This is a genomic window from Enterococcus sp. AZ140, assembly GCF_051714405.1.
GTDB classification, from domain to species: Bacteria; Bacillota; Bacilli; order Lactobacillales; family Enterococcaceae; genus Enterococcus_B; species Enterococcus_B pernyi.
Genome location: NZ_JBIORU010000001.1, coordinates 803,947 through 822,991 on the forward strand (window position 1 = coordinate 803,947; position 19,045 = coordinate 822,991).

Below are 19,045 nucleotides of genomic sequence, written 5' to 3' on the forward strand. Positions count from 1 at the left end.
TGCAACAAATCAGTTTTACTAGAATAAAAAAACAGTAATGAAAAACAACACCTACTTCTTTCTTTAAGGAAAGTAGGTGCTGTTTTTATGAAATAAAAGAAGTTGACTCAAACTTACTTTAAGTATTTCTCAAATTAGTTAGATAGTGGTGTCTCTCTTGGTGTTCCAGTTTCTAAAGCCTGTTCTTTTGCTAATTCATTTTTATCATAAATCTTAACAAATGGATAATACATGAAAATGGAAAGAATGATCAATAAAATGTTCAATACGGCTGCCCGCCAGTCACCACCTGTAGCTAAGTAAGCACCAATAGGACCAGGGAGCGTCCATGGTGCGGTGATGGTAACAGCACTGACTAAACCTAGTTTAGTCGCAAACCAAGCGATGGTTGCGCAAACCATTGGAGCAAAGATAAACGGAATGATTAGTGTTGGATTCAATACGATCGGTACGCCAAAGATAACTGGCTCATTGATATTGAAAATAGAAGGAGTGATGATTGCTTTACCTAATTTTGAAGCATATTTTGATTTGGCTGTGAAGGCAAGTAGAATCGCTAAACCGATCGTACAACCTGCGCCACCGATCCAAACAAACCATTGATAAAAAGGTTCAGCTGCAATGTTGGGTAAAGCCTCACCAGCTGCTGCTGCAGTTGTATTGGATTCTAAGATCTGCAACCATAAGGGGCGAGCAAGTGAACCAATGATGGATACGCCATGGATACCGAATGCCCAGAAAAAAGTGATTAGAAAAATCAGCAACAAGACACTCGGCAACGTATCGGTTGCGCTGATCAAAGGGCTGACAATTTTTGAAACGGCAGTGTGCCAATCAAAGCCGATGTAATAGCTGATCGATGCCATGACTAAAATCACGATCAAGGTTGGCGTTAATGCTTCAAAAGAACGAGCGACCGCAGGAGGTACTTGCTCAGGCATTGTGATTTTAAATTTCGATTTATCCGTCAAACGATACACTTCGACTGCAAAAATTGAAGTAATGATTCCGACAAACATCCCACCACCGCCAAGATTGGCCATAGGCAAAACAAAACCAGAAGTACCAGCAGCTTCCGCAGCCTCAAGAGGAATATTGACAGGGATAAAGGTCAACAAAAAAGCAATTGTAGCGAGTAACCCACCAGAAACAACATCTAGTTTATAGGTTTTGGCTAAACTGGCACCGATGCCAAATGTCGCATATAGAGACATGATATACATGGTCATGCGATAAGGTAATAAAATAGTTGCTGCATTTTCGGACAAGAACCGATAGATCCCCCAACTGGGCGGTAAGGGCGGAAAAGCAATGATCAAGAAAAACGAACCGACGATAATTAGTGGCAATGTAGCGATGATCCCATCACGTATGGCACGTAAATGTCTTTGGTTGGCAATTGTAGCCATTGGACCTGCCAAATAACGCTCAATGATTTCTGTAAACTTTGTTAACATATTGACACTCCTTTTTTATCGATAGAATTTAGAAGATGATGCCTTGATACAACCATAGATAAGCGACGAACATCAGACAGACTGTAGCGATAAGAAATGTTCGGATACATCCTTTAGTAAAACCTGTATTAGTTGAAATAAAATAATAATTGCCAGTGATGACAGCAGCTAAAGAGGGAGGAAGAAAGAGAAAGACACCCAGTCGAACTTCCCAGTGCAATAAATAGAATAAATAGGGAATGAAGATACCACTGACGATACAAGCAAGAAGCAAGTAACAAGCCGATTTCATCCCAAAATGAATGATTGATGGAACGGTTTCTTTATTATTCATGGTGAGACTTCCTTTCGTTTATTTGAAACGCTTTCATAAATCAAGTATACATTTATGAAATTAAAAATCAATATATTTATCTATCTAACGTAATTTTATTTCTATACCTATGAAGTATGGACAAGTGTGTAAGTATTTGATGAAAGAATCAAAAAATATGGATCAGATAGAGGGAGCCCCTCATAATCTGATCCATGTTTTGGTTTGTGTTCTGTTTTCGTTTAATTAAAAGCTTCGGCCGCCGCCGCCAAAGGTACCGCCACCACTCGAATGAGTCGTGCTGCCACCACCACCGCTTCCTGGGGGTGGCGCTTTAGGGATACGACGAGTCGTGACAAAGGAGTTCGTTAAACGATCTGTTTTGTCCGTCAATTTGATACTTGCCTTTTCACGAAATGGGTATTTATATGTCCCTGATTTCAATTGGTATCGTGAGGCGGTGATCATATAAAAAGCGATGCTTAAGATAGCTGCCAAAGCCACCGCAATCACTATTTCGACGGTAGTCAAAACTTTATACCGAGTGATTTTACCTGTGGCTTCATCTATACGATAATGACCGCCAGGCACTCCTTCATCTACATAAGTAGAAGCTTTGGTCAAATAGGCTTGGGCTGCTGCATAATAGTTTGCATTCGTCATCTGATCATAGACATCATCTAAAATCGAATCGATCCGGCGATCCGTCAAATAGTCAATCATATTTCCAGAAGTGGAGATATAGATTTCTCGTTGCCCCATATCTAAAAGTAAAACAGAACCATTTTGATCATTTCCTATTGCGGTTCTTAAATAGTTGTCAGCGAAGTCTCTAGGTTCTGCAGTATTTGAGGTAGTCGTGACAATAAATACTTGTCCTTTGATCTTGTCATTGATTTCTTTCGCTTGTTGGCTCAGTGTGTTGACTTGTTCGCTTGTAAATAAATTCGCCTCGTCATTGATTGTTGGGGTAGCAGCTCCTACGATCGGTGTCCACAGTAAACTAATGGCTAATAAAAAGAAAATGGAGAGACTTTTTTTACTCATCATATCAAATAGCCTCCAATCATAAAGAGGATCGCTAAAACAGTGAATATCCCGAAAGAGGTCAAAGCGAGTTTTTTATGACTGATCGGTAATACACCGCTAACTTTACCCGTTTGGCCATTCATTGCATAATAATAGACTTTCTTGTTAGAATCGTTGCTACGGTAAGTAACAAGCCAGACCGGTAACAAGACATATTCATTTTTTTCGCCAGTGATTTCTGCAGAAGCACGTACTCCGGTCAAAGTAGTATAGCCATTGGCTGTATCTCGCAACAATTTTTCGGAATAGTCACGTAACTCATTTTGGATATCTGCTTTGATTGCTTGGTACTCAATGTCACGTTTTTCTGCTTGGAATCCAGCGAGATATTGACTTTTGAATCCGATAGCTTTAGCTAAAGGAAATGGTTGGACAGCTTCCACCATTTTTTGTTGAGTATTTTTTGACAAAGCATTTTTTACTAATTCTTTGAAGGAAAGCTTTCCTTCACGGTGTACGGCATATTGTTTTGTTTCGGTATACTCGATATCACCGACACGCCAGATTCTGACAACTGTCCCGTTGGCTTGTAAAGAACCATCTAGTTCAGCGTCGGTTGCCCAATATGGGAAATAAACGCCAGTTAATTTGTCGATTTGCTCCTGATTGAAAAATGCTTTTGGTACAAACCATTTTTTCTTCGTCCATGCGAGAAACTGTTTAATTGCTTCTTCTTTTTCTACAGCAAAAGGCAGAACTTTATTTGGTAAGAAGTCACCACTTAGTCGTCCGGATAGCACGACTGGATTATGACAGTAGTAACAATAGGTAGCAGCTGTAGTGGCTTCTGTGACGATTTCTGCACCGCAGTTTGGACATAAAAATAGTTCCATGTTGCTTTGTTCGTCAGTAGCCGTCTGTTCAGCTGTTGCCTCTGTATCAGTCATTCCACCAGCATCGGCAAATGCTTGACGTTCTGTTTCATCCATTTGATCGAGCTGTTCTTCTGCTGTAAAGGTGAACTCATCCGTTGCAACTGGTTGATCTTGAGTCCCATTGATGTCGCGGGCCGCTTTTTGTTCCTCTTCATATTGACTGACTTCTGCTTCTGTATAAATATTTAGGCAATAGTCGCAATGAAATTTTTGATCTTTTGGATCGAAGGTCAATGGTCCGCCACAATTGGGGCATTTATGTGTTAAAGCATCCATTCAGGCACCCCTTTCAACTAGTCGAGTGGGATACCTTTGAATGGTTTTCCACAATTTGGACAAAACTTAGGAATTCCATTTGAAAGATCCACTACTTCATGACATTCGCTACATTTCATTTCAAGCTTTGGTTGGCTATTTGCCACTGGTTTTGCAGCACCACAGTTTGAACAGAATTTCCCGGTGTTTTCGGTACCACAGACAGGGCAAGTCCATGTATCGTTAGTACCTTGAGCTGTTTGTTGGTTTTGTTTTTCTTGTTGTTGCTTGATTTGTTCTTGATTATTTTGTGCGGACTGAGCTAAGTAGGAGCCATTGGCATTCATGCCCATTCCCATACCCATAAAGCCAGTCATCGCACCGGCATCATTTTTACCTGCAGCTTCCATCCCACGAGCAATCGAACCTTGCACATAGCCCTCACGGACACTAGGATCACCTAACATGGCACCTTCATTGCGCATGTTGATGAGTTTGACCGAATCATCTGTGTAAGAGATGCTAGCAACTGCGACAGAAACAATCTCCATCCCACGAAGCTCACGCCAAGAATCGTCTAACGCTGTGCCCATATATTTGCTTAGTTCTAAACTTTTTGATGGGACATAGGAAATACGTTGCCCATCAGCAGACATTTGGTTGATCGCTGATTGAAGAGCAGTCAAGAATTCTGCTAAATATTGTTCATTGATATCTGCGATTTCAACTTGCGTCTTATTTTTAGGAATTGCATTTGTATAGAATAAGATTGGATCGGTGATATGGATCGAGTACGTTCCATGCGCACGTAAGAATAATTCTGCATTATAGAAATTATCAAAGTAATTTAATGGCGCGCTTGTGCCAAATTTGATTCCTTTGATCTCTTGTAGATTGATATAGAATACTTGTTGTTTTTGTGGAGTTACGCCACCAAATTTAAAGCGGTCAAAGGTTTCAGCGATTGCACCTTTCAATGAACCATTGAACATGGAAGGGGCAGCATCGTTTTTGATCGTATAATAGCCTTCTTCAGCTGTGTAATCGATGATTTTTCCACCATCTACCAAAAGCATCATCATGTTCGGATAGACATGAACGACTGTGCCATCTGTCAATACATCTTCTGTACCTTTTCGATTGGATCCTCTTTTATCGTCTTTACGTACCTTGACACCTTTTGTCATGACTGTGGTGTCGCTCATATTGTCTGGTTCAATGACTTCGATCCATTGATCTGCTAATCCGCCGCCGATCATGCTAGTTGCTGCTTTAATAAGTCCCATAAAAAGTCCTCCCTGTGAGCAAGTATTTTTTTACTACGTATATGTTTGTATTATACCATAGGAGACTGAAAATGCTCTCAGTCGAAAGATGTAGAAAACCAGAGCAACTATTTTCCACGTTCAGCCATACGTTTTAGAACTGAACTTTTTTTCAGAATCTGGATAAATACTGTTCAAGGCGTAACTCTTTGGACACAGCTCAAAAAAATCAACGATGAAATAGCTATTTTGACTGTTTCTGTCTAATAGTCTAGAGTTTAAGGTTTCTTTCGCAACCTAGACAAACGATGTTCGAAATTGGTATTTAGCCTTAACATCCCAAAATACGAGCAGCTTTTTTGAATGTTAAGGCTTATTTCTAAGTGTTGCTCACTTCTGTTACAACCGAATAAAGTATAGTAGTTTTTTTTGGCTAAATCACGTATAATAAAAGTTAGTGAATTTTTCAAAAGAAGGGGGATCCTTATGGCATATCAAGCACTTTATCGTGTGTGGCGTTCACAGCGATTTGAGGATATCGTTGGACAAAAAGCTGTGACACAAACATTGAAAAATGCGATTGTTTCCCATAAAACCTCACATGCCTATTTGTTTACAGGACCAAGAGGGACAGGGAAAACAAGTGCGGCAAAAATATTTGCCAAGGCGATCAATTGCCCAAACAGCAAAGATGGTGAACCTTGTAATCATTGTGAGATGTGTCAGTCGATCACGACTGGGACACAAGAAGATGTCATTGAAATCGATGCGGCAAGTAACAATGGTGTCGAGGAGATCCGTTTCATCAGAGATCGAGCAAATTATGCACCAACAAAAGCCGCTTACAAAATTTATATCATTGATGAAGTCCACATGCTTTCGACTGGAGCGTTCAATGCTTTACTGAAAACACTGGAAGAACCAAAAGAAAGTGTTATTTTTATTTTAGCAACCACTGAACCGCACAAAATCCCTGCAACGATCATCTCTCGAACACAACGTTTTGATTTCAAACGGATCAATGCAGCAGATATTACCGAACATTTAGAATATATCTTGGATCAAACAGAGATTGCTTACGAAGCGCCTGCGTTGACAGTCATCGCACGAGCAGCAGAAGGTGGGATGCGAGATGCGTTAAGTATTCTTGACCAAGCGATTTCTTTCAGTGATGGCACGATCACGTTGGATGATGCAATGCAAGTCACGGGGAGTTTGACGAATGAGATGATGGATGCGTATCTATCCGCTTGTTTTAGCAAAGAGATCCCACAAGCCTTACAAGAATTGAATCAAATTTTAGCGGCAGGAAAAGAATCACGGCGCTTTTTAGAAGATCTGTTGTCTTATTGCCGTGATCTATTGATGTTTCAGCAAGCACCAAATCTATTAGAGGAAACCTCACATGTCAAAACAGAAACATTCACGACATTGGCGAAAGAAATCCCGGCACAACGTTTGTTTCAAATGATCCAAATTTTGAGCGATACACAAAATGAGGTACGTTTTACAAATAGTGCGACTATTTATTTAGAGGTTGCGACAGTGAAACTAGCTCAATCTTCAGCAAATGAAAGTCAGCAAGTGCCTAGTGAAATCGATCAGCAACAAGTAAAACAATTGCAACAAGAGATCCAAGAGCTGAAAAAGGAAATCAAAGAAATCAAAAATGGCACGGTGAAAGTCACTGCGAATCAGCAAACGACGCAATCACCTGTTCAGAAAAAACAGCCAAGTACATACCGTATTCCTACGGAACGGGTGTATAATGTACTAAAAGAGGCGACAAGGAAACACTTGAATGAAGTAAAAGAAGTCTGGGATGATCTTTTGATGAGTTTGTCAGTGACCCAGCGAGCGATGCTCAAAGCAAGTGAACCAGTTGCGGCAGGACCTAATGGACTAGTGATTGCTTTTGATTATGAAATCGTCTGTCAGCGCGCAGCTAATGACGAAGAGCTTCAATTAGCGATCCACAACCAACTTAGTCGCATGATCAAAGATTATGCGCCAGAGCCTGTCTATATCACACGGGAAAGTTGGCCTGGTCTAAGAAAAAATTATCTCGTCCAAGCAAAGGATGGAGAAGCCGAAGAATCGTTTGCGTCTGATGATGAATCAGACGAGATCGAATTGCTTCCTCAAGAACAAACAAACCAAGAAAATGTAGTGACGAAAGCTGAAGAACTTTTCGGTTCAGCAGTCACAGTAATCGATGATTAGAAAAGGAGAGCGATAATAATGATGCGCGGAATGGGAAATATGCAAGGGATGATGAAACAAGTCCAAAAAATGCAAAAAGAAATGGGCGAAGCCCAAGAAAAACTAAATGAAACAGAATTTACTGGTAGTTCTACGAATAATCTAGTCAAAGTCGTCTTTACTGGTAATCGTCGAATGAAAGATATCCAGATCAATGATGAAGTAGTTGACCCAGAAGATACAGAAATGCTACAAGATTTGATCGTGATGGCTGTCAATGACGTATTAGAAAAAATCGATACAGAATCAGAAAAAACAATGGGAAAATACACTAAGGGCTTACCCTTTTAAATTTTCCTGAAGGGGAAATGAACATGCAATATCCAGAACCAATTGCCAAACTGATCGACAGTTATATGAGACTTCCAGGTATTGGTCAAAAAACAGCGACAAGACTGGCTTTTTATACGATCGATATGAAAGATGAAGTGGTCAATGAATTTGCTAAAGCTTTATTGAGCGTCAAACGCGATCTACATTTTTGTAGTATTTGCGGAAATATCACAGAAGAAGATCCTTGTGAGATCTGTAAAGATCCATCGAGAGATCGTGGCATCATTTTAGTCGTTGAAGAACCAAAAGATGTCATGGCGATGGAGAAGATGCGTGAGTATCGTGGCTTGTACCATGTGTTACATGGTGTATTGTCACCAATGGAAGGTACGGGTCCAGAAGATATCAATATTCCTCCTCTCTTACAACGTTTGCATGATGCAGAGGTCCAAGAAGTGATCATCGCAACGAATGCGACCACTGAAGGAGAAGCAACAGCAATCTACCTTTCACGATTGATCAAGCCTGCTGGTATCAAAGTCACACGGTTAGCACATGGCTTATCTGTTGGTTCCGATATCGAATACGCAGACGAAGTGACTTTAATGAAAGCGGTCGAAGGCAGACGTGAACTATGATTTTTTGCTACGAGTCAGATCGCGGTAGTTTGATCAACAAAGATTTTCAGATACAATAGAAAAGCAAGAGAAGAGATGGAGGAACAAGTGTGAACGGCTTATTTATTACGATCGAGGGACCTGATGGTGCAGGTAAAACGAGTATCATCAAAGAACTATATCCTCTTTTACAACAAGTAGCAAAAACAGAGATCATTCAAACTCGGGAACCAGGGGGGATACCAATTGCTGAACAGATTCGTGCAGTGATTCTTGATCCCAAAAATGATCGCATGGACGAGCGAACAGAAAGTTTATTATACGCAGCTGCTCGACGACAACACTTGGTCGAAAAAGTTTTACCTGCACTTTCGAGTGGGAAAATCGTTTTGTGTGATCGTTTTGTCGATAGTTCGTTGGCCTACCAAGGTGCGGGTCGTCGGATCGGCGTAAACGAGATTGCTGAACTGAATGAATTTGCTACAGAAGGAACGACTCCTGATTTTACTCTTTATCTTGATGTCGATTCTGACACAGGATTACGTCGCATCGCTAAAAATCGCCAGAACCAAATCGATCGCTTAGATTCAGAAGGATTAGAGTTCCACCAGCGTGTCCGTCATGCCTATTTGAAATTGGTAGAGGAACATCCAGAGCGTATCCATAAGATCGATGCAAGAAATAGTTTTGAAGAAGTGTTACAATTGAGTTACCACGCAATTATCAACCAATTTCCACAATATTTTGAAAGTCAGGAAGGTGAACGTAAATGAAAATCATTTTAGCAATCATTCAAGATAAAGATAGCAACCGTTTGTCCAATGAATTGATCGATGCAAACATTCGTGCGACTAAATTATCTTCTACTGGTGGTTTCCTTAAAGCGGGAAACAGCACATTTATCGTTGGTATTGAGGACGATCGTGTCGAAGAAGCATTAGAGATCATCAAAAAAACATGTGAGTCAAGAAAACAATTTGTTTCTACTCCAGTAACGTTAGATATTTCAATGGACGGTGGCGTTCCTTATCCTGTAGAAGTAGAAGTGGGCGGAGCAACAGTCTTTGTCTTACCAGTTGAAGGATTCCACCATTTCTAGGAGGAACTATGGCTCAAGAAAACATACTTGCGCAAATGCAACCTCTCGTGTATCAACAACTTCAACGAAGTTTTGAGCATGGGCGTCTCGCTCATGCTTATCTTTTTGAAGGTGAAAAAGGTACAGGAAAGCATGAGGTAGGCATTTGGTTAGCACAACATTTATATTGTACGAATATGAACAACCAACAACCTTGTGGCAGATGCAATAATTGTCAACGGATCAAAAATCAAGAACATCCAGATGTACTCGTTCTTGCACCCGATGGTCAGTCGATCAAGGTCGATCAGATCCGGCGCTTACAGACAGAGTTTAGTCGTAGTGGATATGAATCAAGGAAAAAAGTATTCTTGATCCAGGAAGCAGAAAAAATGAACGCGAGTGCGGCCAATAGTCTATTGAAATTTTTAGAAGAACCACCTGGTGATTTTCTAGCGATTTTAGAAACGGAAGCTATTGGTCGGATCTTACCTACGATCCAATCTCGTTGTCAGACCTTGCATTTCCAAGAATTGTCAAAGGATTCATTGATTCAAAAATTACAAGATCAGCAAATTTCTGCGGAAAAAGCAAAACTTTTGTCATTCTTGACAAACAGTTTAGGAAAAGCAGTTGAAATCTCAGAAGATGAATGGTTTAATGAGGCTAAGGACTTGACTTATCAATGGTTTGTCTACTTAGATAAAAGAGATACACAAGCCTTTATCTATGTCCAAAAACGATTGGTGAAAGTATTTAAAGAAAAAAATCAACAATTTACTGGTTTTTCAATTTTAATGTATTATTATCAGGAAGCTCAAAAACAGGCGATAACATCTGGGGAGTATGGTAAAGTCAAACGGCTGAATCAAACGATTGAACGTATTTTGTTAGCAGAACAAAAACTGCGTAGCAATGTGAGTTTTCAAGCCGTCGCTGAGCAATTTGTATTACAAACGATTTTTTGATTTGTCAATTTATATTTTGCGTAATCAAGGAGGCCACAAATGGTAGAAGTAGTAGGTGTCCGTTATAGAGATGCTGGTCATGTCTATTATTTTACACCCGGAGATTCAGAATATGCATACAATGATAAAGTGTTAGTCGAGTCTCAGCAAACTTTACATATCGCAACGGTTGCTATTCCCAAAAGAGATATTGATCTGGAAGATTTACCTGAAACCATCAATCCCATTTTGCATAAAGCAACAACTGCTGAGCTTAAAAAATGCAACAAAAATGAAGAAGATGCAAAAAAAGCTTTTTTGATTGCGAAAGAAAAAATTAGAGAGAGAAAACTAGAAATGAAGATCGTCCAAGTTGAATATACTTTTGATCGAAGCAAATTGACTTTTTATTTTGCGGCAGATGGACGTATTGATTTTCGTGAATTAGTGAAAGATTTGGCGGCCGTTTTTCGTACAAGGATCGAATTGAAACAAATCGGTGTTCGGGATGAGGCGAAGATGATCGGAAGTATCGGGCCTTGTGGGCGGCCACTCTGTTGTTCGTCTTTCTTAGGAGATTTTGTGCCTGTTTCGATCAAAATGGCAAAAGAACAAGGATTATCACTGAACCCAACTAAAATTTCTGGCTTGTGCGGTCGCTTGATGTGCTGTCTACAGTATGAAAGTGAAGCATATGAAGCCGCAAAAAAAGAACTCCCTGACTTTGGGAAAACACTTGAAACTCCTGATGGTAAAGGGAAAGTCGTAGGATTGAACCTGCTTAGTCGCTTAGTTAGTGTGCGACTGAACGGACGGGAGAATCCTGTTGAATATGAATGGGATGAACTAAAAAATTTCATCCAAGTAGGTGAGATGAATGGATAAGAGATCATTATATGATGGGTTGAACCAATTGGAGTCAGAGTTACGAAATACATTGACTGAATTAGTAGAGATGAAACATGCACTGCATGAAATCGTTGAGAAAAATACCACCTTAGAGATGGAAAATCAACGATTACGTGAACATCTTCGTGAATTGAACCAAGTGGCGCAAGCTCCAGCTGAAAATGCCAAACAAGAACTATCAAAATCCCGAATGAATCTTGAAAAGATTTACGAAGAAGGATTCCATGTTTGTTATGATTTGTATGGTTCAAGACGTGAAAATGATGAACCTTGTGCGTTCTGTTTAGAAGTGATCTATCGTGAAAGTGGACGCTAAATCAAAGGATCCAGTGGCTTCTATCACAGTCAATGAATACCGCAAAGCATTCTTGTTTTGCGGTATTCGTCGTTGAACTACCAGGATAAATTTTTTAATTAGAGTAGCTTCCTTTACTCTGTTTGATAAGGAGAATCATATGTATAACCAAAAGAGCTTTAAAGGAAATCACGTGTTTGGCACACTTTACCTCGTTCCAACACCAATCGGAAACTTGGAGGATATGACTGTTCGCAGTGTGCGGACATTACAAGAAGCTGATTTGATTGCGAGTGAGGATACACGCAATACACAAAAGCTATTGAATCATTTCGAGATCCAAACTCCCCAAAAAAGTTTGCACGAACATAATTATAAAGAACGTATTCCTCAATTGATCGACTGGCTAAAAGAAGGAAAAACGATAGCACAAGTAAGCGATGCGGGCATGCCATCTATCAGTGATCCTGGACATGAGCTTGTCGTTGCTTGTATCAAAGAAGATATCCCAGTTGTAGCATTGCCAGGTCCTACAGCGGGTATGACCGCATTGATTGCCTCTGGGCTTGTTCCGCAACCATTTTTATTCTATGGTTTCTTACCTAGAAAGAAAAAGGAACAACAGGACATACTAGCATCTCTTGTCGCACAGAAAGCAACATTGATTTTTTACGAATCACCTTATCGCGTAGCCGCAACGTTGACTAACATGTTGGAAGTGTTCGGCAATCGTCAAGTGGTGCTTTGTCGAGAATTGACGAAGATCCATGAAGAATACCTACGCGGAGACATCGAAGAATTACTTGGTTATTTAGAAAAACAGCCGATCAAGGGAGAATGCTGTTTACTTGTTGAGGGAAGCAACGAGGAAATCGTTCCAACTGAACAGCTTCAAGGTACCTTGAAAGAACAAGTACAACAATTGATCGATCAAGGAGAAAAACCGAATGCGGCAATCAAAACGATTGCAGTCAAAAACGGAATCAAGAAACAAGACGTGTATCGTCAGTTCCATGAATTGGATAATTAAATGAAATAAGAAGAACAAGCTACATCAACTATTCTAGATAAATGAAGCGGAGAGACGGAAATCAGGTTTAGATTTTCGTCTCTCCGCTTATTATTGATGAATCATTTCTTAAATTTTAGTTTTCGTATTTTGAAAAGAGTAGAAGGGAACAATACAGCTATTTAGTTTACTGCGATGAATCCACTCTTTTTTGATGCAGAAATTATTTCGACAGCTTGTTCGTTTGATTGCATCTAAGTGATATAAGAATGGTTAAACGGATTAATCTACAGGATCACGATAAGGTAAAATAGAGATATTCCCGCTTTGCCCGGCTTGCCCAGCGCTACCACTTTTTCCAGCACTACCACTTGTTCCCGGTGAGCCCGGCTTGCCATCACTTTTCTTAGACCCGCCTTTTCCAGCAGCCCCGCCATTTCCACCTTGTCCACCACTTCCTGGGGAAACGTCATGTATACCTGTAAGAATATATTCCACTCCTTCATCTATATAGATAACTATATTTGCTCCGTTTCCACTTTTTCCACCATTTCCGCCATTTCCACCTTTTGCTCCGTTTCCACCGTTTCCCCCATCCGTGCAGCTCTTTGAGTCTTCGCCGTCTCCGCCGTCTCCGCCACTGCCACCATTTCCACCATTTCCGCCATTTCCGCCATTCCCACCATAGCTGCCAAAAGGAGTATCTCCTGTAAGTTTTTTGATATAAAACGTACATTCAGATGAGTTGCCACCCTCTGTTCCGGGAGAGCCATCTGCACCCTCAGTCCCATTTCCACCCAATTTTTTATTAATATCGGAACCACCGTTTCCTCCGTTTGCTCCAGCTGCGCCATTCCCTCCATTTCCGCCATTTCCTCCATGTGTCCCAATGACGACAATTCCATTATTCAAGGAAGTATGCTCCAATTGAGTCATCTGTTCAGTTTGAAAGTGGACATGTGTGTGTGCACAAACGAGACTAGCGTTCTTTTCTAATGTCACCGACTTAAAAGAAAGGGAGACAGTATCGCCAGAATCAATCACAAAACTAGTGTTTTCTTTGATTGTGAGATTTTGCTCCTTGCTGCCATAATGCTGGAGAGTCATAGGGAAGATAAAGCGATTCAACATTTCCTCGTACACCTGAGCATCATTAGAATTACCATATACATAAGCTTTTAGAACAGTACATAGATTTTGACTTGTACGGTTTTCTTTTAAATTGATATCTGGTAGTACTTTGAAGCGTTCATCTTTGGTTGTTAACTCATTTTCAAATAGAAAATCGGGCGTTCCAGTCAATAGTTTGAGAGTCTGAACATCAGGACATTTGATTTGCTGATACGCTATACCAATTTTTTTTGCACTATCAGGAGTTAAAGTAAAAATATCAGAAGTACTCACAATATGATTGGATGGTAGAGTATTATCGGGAGTAGTTTTTGTCAAATTTTTTTTTAAGAATTTAGTTCTGAACTGATTGATTTTTTTAAACTCTTTTTCTAAAACGGGGCTAACGTTATTTTTTAAGTTATTTAACATGGTTACTCTCCTTTAATTTTAATTAAGACTGGCCAGTCTTTTACAAACAGATAATAGCATAATATAATGATGTTTTAAAATCATAAGAATTGTTATTTAATATTGAGCGTGTCCAAACGAATAAGTAGACTTGCACAAATAGGGACGTGTGCCAAAGAAAAGACAGCGCGTATTCACAGGATTTAAGGAAAGATCTTTTCTTGAAAGGGAACAAAAGTTCGTGTATAATAATAGTGGGGTGAGTCTGATGGAATTACAGTTTCCTTTACATAATGATACGTCTAGAAAAATCATTCATATCGATATGGATGCTTTTTTCGCGTCCGTTGAAGAACGAGATCACCCTGAACTTCGTGGAAAACCCTTAGTGATCGCCAGACATCCCAGTGATACTGGCGGGCGTGGGGTAGTGACGACGGCTAACTATGAAGCACGTAAGTTCGGCATCCATTCAGCAATGAGTGCCCAAAAAGCCTATGAACTTTGTCCAGAAGCGATTTTCAAACCGGGAGACCACCAAAAATATAGTGCGATATCAAAAGAAGTCAGGGAGATTTTTTATCGCTATACAGACTTAGTCGAACCAGTTAGTATTGATGAAGCTTATTTAGATGTCACGAATAATAAAATCAATTGTAAATCAGCGATTAAAATCGCCCGAATGATCCAACTTGATATTTGGCAAACGGTGCATCTGACTTGTTCGGCTGGTGTCAGCTATAATAAATTTTTAGCGAAACTTGCATCAGATTTTCAAAAACCTAAAGGAATGACGGTCGTCACCCCCGAAGAAGCTGTCGATTTCTTAAAAGCATTACCAATCGAAAAATTTCATGGTGTCGGCAAGAAAACTGTTCCTAAAATGCATGAATTAGGTATTTTTACAGGAGAAGATCTGTATCAATGTACTGAAATGATGTTGATCCAACAGTTTGGTAAAATGGGGTATTCGTTGTATCGAAAAGTACGAGGTATCCATGATTCGCCGGTCAATGTCACCCGCGAGCGTAAGTCAGTCGGGAAAGAGCATACGTATGGACAACCACTAAGAACAGAAGAAGAAGTTCTTGGTCAGTTGCGTCAGCTGGCTGAGAAAGTGGAAGATTCTCTCCGGCGTGTTCAGAAACATGGAAAAACAGTTGTCTTGAAGGTCCGTTATACCGATTATTCTACAGTAACGAAGCGAGTGACATTACCAGAATATGTCTATAAAAAAGAAGCGCTGTTTTATCAAGCCAGTCTGATATGGGAAGAGATTTTAGGGATAGAGAAGGGGATTCGTTTATTAGGTATCACACTGACGAATTTAGATCCGATGACTTATGAGAATATTGTGTTACCTTTGTGGGAAACGCAAGCGATAGAACCAGAAATAGAATAAAGAATGCGCCATCTTAGACTTTGAGACAAAAGCGGAATTCACTTCTGTCTTGGTCTTTTAGATGGAGCATTCTTTATTTTGTTCAATCAAAACTGAGTATAGTTAAATCAGTTCTTGTTTTTTTATTTGTTCATATGTTTGCGTAGCATCTGTACATTTTTCCCAGATGACGACTTGTTTTTCAGCAAGCGATCGTTGCACGTCAACGATGCGCTGATTGCTGCTTCCACGAAATTGTAATTTGAAATCTCTTTTTGACCATTCAAAACGGCCATCAACGAGAATATCGATTTTCGAGAGCAGTTCTAGTTTATCTTCCGAATCTTGTAATAATTCATCGAAGGTATAACCAGTCCATGACCAGATATCTTTGCTGTGACCAAATTCTTGCCGGATTCGATCAACTACACGTAGGCAAACATTCGTATTCAAAAAAGGTTCACCGCCTAAGAGTGTCAATCCTTGGACGTAATCGTTACGTAGATCAGCCATGATCTGTTCTTCCAGTTCTGGAGTGAATGGTTTGCCGTAACGAAAATTCTGAGCGGCTTTGTTAAAACAACCTTCACAGGCAAATAAACAGCCACTTACATATAAGCTATTACGAACACCTTCGCCATCCACAAAGTTGAACGGTTTATAATCGGCGATATAGTCATGACTATAATCTTGAGCCAGCCATTCTTTAGGTTTAGGATTTCTCATAGTAAAACTTCTTTCATTATAAAATGGTATCCGTTATAAAAAATTCTTGACGGTCGTAGGAGACATAAGAAAATAGCCAGAGGAAGGGATGCTATCTCTCGTATGACTTGGAGCTGGGCGCTTTTCTCACAACCTTATCTACGGTGTTCAAGAAGCAACACTTCGGTAATAAGTCAAAAAAATCTAAAATGAAAGAACCATTTTTGATTTTTCTGTCTTATTACTCAGTGCTAAACGCTTCTTTCACAACCTTATCCACGGTGTTCGAAAGCCAACTCCTACGATAATAAGTCAAAAGATGAAAAAATATAGAAAACTATTTTTCCATCTTCTGCCTTATTACTTGGAGCTGAACGGCTTTCTCACAACCTTACTTCATATGTTTCACGCGTGATGAGATTTCTTTGTGTCTGCCGTGGACCATTGGGCGGGCTTGTGGGTTTCCTAGGTAGCCGCATGTTCGTTTGACTACGTCACATGATTTTGGATCGTGATTGCCGCATTCTGGGCATTCAAAGCCACGTTCAGTTGGTTGGAAATCTCCTTCAAAACCACATTGGTAACAATGATCGATCGGTGTATTGGTTCCTAAATAGCCTACTTTGTCATAGGCAAAGTCCCAAACAGCTTCTAATGCTTTAGGGTTTTGTTGCAAGACTGGATATTCACAGTAATGGATAAAGCCACCAGAACAGTATTTTGGATAGTCTTTTTCAAATTCAAGCTTTTCAAATGGCGTTGGATTTTTACGCACATCATAGTGGAAACTGTTAGTGTAATATTCCTTATCTGTGATATTTTCAACGATACCGAATTTCTCTGTATCTAAACGGCAAAAACGATCCGTCAAGCTTTCACTTGGTGTGGAGTATACGCTGAAGTGATAGCCATATTCATTTCCCCAAGCGTCGGCATTGGCTTTTAGTTTTTTCACGATATCTAGAGTGAAATCTTTGGCTTCAGCATTATTTTCCCATTCACCGCCAAAGAAAGAAGCAGCGACTTCATAAAGTCCGATGTAGCCTAATGAAACAGTTGCTCGACGATTTTTAAATAATTCATCTACGGCGTCTGTACGAGATAGTCGTTTACCGAATGCACCATACATGTAAAGGATCGGTGCATTTGCTGGAATCGCTTCTTTACAACGTTCGACACGATAAACTAAGGCATCTTTCATAATCGACAAGCGATCTGAAAGTAATTGCCAGAATTTTTCTTGGTCACCGTCTGCTTCTAAGGCGATCCGCGGCAAGTTCAACGTAACCACACCTAGATTCATTCTTCCGACATTCACTTCTTCACCGTTCTCGTCTTTCCAACCTTGTAAGAAGGAGCGACAGCCCATTGGTACTTTGAAGCTTCCTGTCAATTCAACGATCTTGTCATAATTTAGAATATCTGGGTACATTCTTTTTGTGGCACATTCTAAGGCTAATTGTTTGATATCATAGTTTGGATCAGTTGGTTTCAGATTGATTCCGTCTTTTAGTGTAAATATCAATTTGGGGAAGATCGCTGTCCGTTTCTCACTGCCTAATCCATTGATTCGGATTTGTAAAATCGCTTTTTGGATTTCTCGTTCAAACCAATTTTTACCTAGACCGAAGCCGAGTGAAGTAAAAGGCGTTTGTCCGTTGGAAGTGAAAAGTGTATTGATCTCATATTCCAAACTTTGCATGGCATCAAAAATATCTTTTTTGGTTTTTGCTTTTGCATAGGCTTCTTGCCGTTCGGGTGTGTCGATCCATTCTTTGGCATCAATTAAATGTTTTTTGTAATTTAATTGTGCAAAAGGAGCAAGCAATTCATCTGTGCGATCGGCAGAACATCCGCCATATTGGCTAGATGCAACATTGGCAATGATCTGTGAGATCTGTGCCGTTGCTGTTTGGATCGATTTTGGTGATTCGACTTCTGCATTTCCAATTTTAAACCCGTTGTTCAACATACCTTTGAAGTCGATCAAACAGCAATTTGTCATTGGTGTATACGGATGGTAATCGAGATCATGATAATGGATATCGCCTTTTTGATGGGCGTTGGCAATATGCGGTGGAAGTAATTTCAATCCGATCGATTTCCCAACGATGCCAGCAGTCAAGTCACGCTGCGTATTGAATACATTACTATCTTTGTTCGCATTTTCATTGACAACACTTTGGTCTTTATTGATCAGTTTCTCGATCGAAAAGTTGATGTCAGTTGCTTTACTACGAGCAAAATCACGTTTTGTTCGATAATGGATATATTCTTCTGCTAAGGCATATTCGTTTTTTTCTAACAAAATATGTTCAACGATGTTTTGGATCTCATAGATTTTTACGTTATTTGCGAAGCGATCTTTGACTTCTTTGATCACAAGTTCTGCGATTGATTGGATCTTTTCGTACGTAATAGGAGATAAGGAACCGTGAATTTTCTTTTCTGCTTTGATCAGTGCGGCATTTATTTTCTGTTCATCAAATGGCACCTCGCGTCCATCGCGTTTGATGACAGTCATTTTTTTGGTTTCAGGCTGTTTTTCTAGCACAGCCATTTCTTGATCTGTTCGTTTCATTTTCTTCAGCTCCTACAAAAAATAGTTCTTGTCTATCATAAAACAAATTGAAGAAAGGAGCAACTAATTATCTGCTACATATAGTGTTTTGTCGCTGTATAATTGAATGAGTATACTATATATGGTGTATATTATCTTGTGAAAAAAAGTGAAAACGTGCAGTATCAGCTTTTGAAAAATACGAATTATTTTTTTTTGAATAAAAAAATTGAA

General features: G+C 39.8%; 18 protein-coding genes. 10 read left to right on the forward strand and 8 right to left on the reverse strand.

The genetic code is table 11. The annotated features are described in order from the left end of the window. Positions 1-134: 134 nt before the first annotated feature. The 5 genes from IGJ39_RS03795 to IGJ39_RS03815 all read right to left on the reverse strand — a co-directional run bounded on the left by IGJ39_RS03795 (position 135) and on the right by IGJ39_RS03815 (position 5,275). Positions 135-1,457: a PTS sugar transporter subunit IIC gene (locus tag IGJ39_RS03795; protein ID WP_195339141.1), complete on the reverse strand. Its 1,323-nt coding sequence runs from the start codon at positions 1,455-1,457 to the stop codon at positions 135-137. Positions 1,458-1,485: 28 nt separating this feature from the next. Next, complete coding sequence (locus IGJ39_RS03800; protein ID WP_010736056.1) at positions 1,486-1,791, reverse strand: hypothetical protein; 306 nt, start codon at positions 1,789-1,791, stop codon at positions 1,486-1,488. 225 nt (positions 1,792-2,016) lie between these two features. After that, on the reverse strand, positions 2,017-2,820 hold the full coding sequence (locus IGJ39_RS03805) for a TPM domain-containing protein (protein WP_066026210.1): 804 nt from the start codon (positions 2,818-2,820) through the stop codon (positions 2,017-2,019). After that, positions 2,817-4,010, reverse strand: coding sequence for an ATP-binding protein (locus IGJ39_RS03810; protein WP_066026211.1), 1,194 nt, complete (start codon positions 4,008-4,010; stop codon positions 2,817-2,819). Before IGJ39_RS03810 ends, IGJ39_RS03805 begins: the two co-directional genes overlap by 4 nt. A 17-nt stretch (positions 4,011-4,027) precedes the next feature. Then, positions 4,028-5,275: an SPFH domain-containing protein gene (locus tag IGJ39_RS03815; protein WP_010736053.1), complete on the reverse strand. Its 1,248-nt coding sequence runs from the start codon at positions 5,273-5,275 to the stop codon at positions 4,028-4,030. Between the two features lie 465 nt (positions 5,276-5,740). Between IGJ39_RS03815 and dnaX the strand changes: the two genes are divergently transcribed. The 9 genes from dnaX to rsmI all read left to right on the forward strand — a co-directional run bounded on the left by dnaX (position 5,741) and on the right by rsmI (position 12,665). Continuing rightward, on the forward strand, positions 5,741-7,477 hold the full coding sequence (dnaX, locus tag IGJ39_RS03820; RefSeq protein ID WP_066026212.1) for a DNA polymerase III subunit gamma/tau: 1,737 nt from the start codon (positions 5,741-5,743) through the stop codon (positions 7,475-7,477). 18 nt (positions 7,478-7,495) lie between these two features. Beyond that, entirely contained in the window at positions 7,496-7,807 is a 312-nt protein-coding gene (locus tag IGJ39_RS03825; protein ID WP_195339140.1) for a YbaB/EbfC family nucleoid-associated protein, read from the forward strand. Positions 7,808-7,830: 23 nt separating this feature from the next. Next, positions 7,831-8,427, forward strand: a complete 597-nt coding sequence (gene recR, locus IGJ39_RS03830) for a recombination mediator RecR (RefSeq protein ID WP_019722633.1) — start codon at positions 7,831-7,833, stop codon at positions 8,425-8,427. Positions 8,428-8,516: 89 nt separating this feature from the next. Next, a complete protein-coding gene (gene tmk, locus IGJ39_RS03835) occupies positions 8,517-9,179 on the forward strand; it encodes a dTMP kinase (protein WP_029594255.1) in 663 nt (220 codons plus the stop codon). After that, positions 9,176-9,505, forward strand: a complete 330-nt coding sequence (locus tag IGJ39_RS03840) for a cyclic-di-AMP receptor (RefSeq protein WP_010736048.1) — start codon at positions 9,176-9,178, stop codon at positions 9,503-9,505. The genes tmk and IGJ39_RS03840 overlap by 4 nt, the downstream gene beginning before the upstream one ends. Before the next feature lie 8 nt (positions 9,506-9,513). Continuing rightward, the gene (holB, locus tag IGJ39_RS03845; protein WP_195339139.1) at positions 9,514-10,452 is read left to right on the forward strand and encodes a DNA polymerase III subunit delta'; all 939 of its coding nucleotides are present in this window, start codon (positions 9,514-9,516) and stop codon (positions 10,450-10,452) included. A 39-nt stretch (positions 10,453-10,491) separates the two neighbouring features. Continuing rightward, positions 10,492-11,316, forward strand: a complete 825-nt coding sequence (locus IGJ39_RS03850; RefSeq protein ID WP_065096085.1) for a PSP1 domain-containing protein — start codon at positions 10,492-10,494, stop codon at positions 11,314-11,316. Next, positions 11,309-11,656, forward strand: a complete 348-nt coding sequence (locus IGJ39_RS03855; RefSeq protein WP_010736045.1) for a DNA replication initiation control protein YabA — start codon at positions 11,309-11,311, stop codon at positions 11,654-11,656. The genes IGJ39_RS03850 and IGJ39_RS03855 overlap by 8 nt, the downstream gene beginning before the upstream one ends. Before the next feature lie 139 nt (positions 11,657-11,795). Then, on the forward strand, positions 11,796-12,665 hold the full coding sequence (rsmI, locus tag IGJ39_RS03860; RefSeq protein ID WP_066026214.1) for a 16S rRNA (cytidine(1402)-2'-O)-methyltransferase: 870 nt from the start codon (positions 11,796-11,798) through the stop codon (positions 12,663-12,665). 261 nt (positions 12,666-12,926) lie between these two features. On the opposite strand, the gene IGJ39_RS03865 is transcribed toward rsmI, so the two are convergent. Beyond that, on the reverse strand, positions 12,927-14,186 hold the full coding sequence (locus IGJ39_RS03865; protein WP_195339138.1) for a collagen-like protein: 1,260 nt from the start codon (positions 14,184-14,186) through the stop codon (positions 12,927-12,929). A 244-nt stretch (positions 14,187-14,430) separates the two neighbouring features. Here IGJ39_RS03865 and dinB point away from each other — a divergent pair, with 244 nt between their 5' ends. Further along, positions 14,431-15,567: a DNA polymerase IV gene (gene dinB, locus IGJ39_RS03870; protein WP_029594210.1), complete on the forward strand. Its 1,137-nt coding sequence runs from the start codon at positions 14,431-14,433 to the stop codon at positions 15,565-15,567. A 102-nt stretch (positions 15,568-15,669) separates the two neighbouring features. On the opposite strand, the gene nrdG is transcribed toward dinB, so the two are convergent. Together nrdG and nrdD are read right to left on the reverse strand one after the other, a co-directional pair. Then, complete coding sequence (gene nrdG, locus IGJ39_RS03875) at positions 15,670-16,272, reverse strand: anaerobic ribonucleoside-triphosphate reductase activating protein (protein ID WP_195339137.1); 603 nt, start codon at positions 16,270-16,272, stop codon at positions 15,670-15,672. Positions 16,273-16,642: 370 nt separating this feature from the next. Beyond that, entirely contained in the window at positions 16,643-18,832 is a 2,190-nt protein-coding gene (gene nrdD, locus IGJ39_RS03880) for an anaerobic ribonucleoside-triphosphate reductase (RefSeq protein ID WP_195339136.1), read from the reverse strand. Positions 18,833-19,045: the final 213 nt, after the last annotated feature.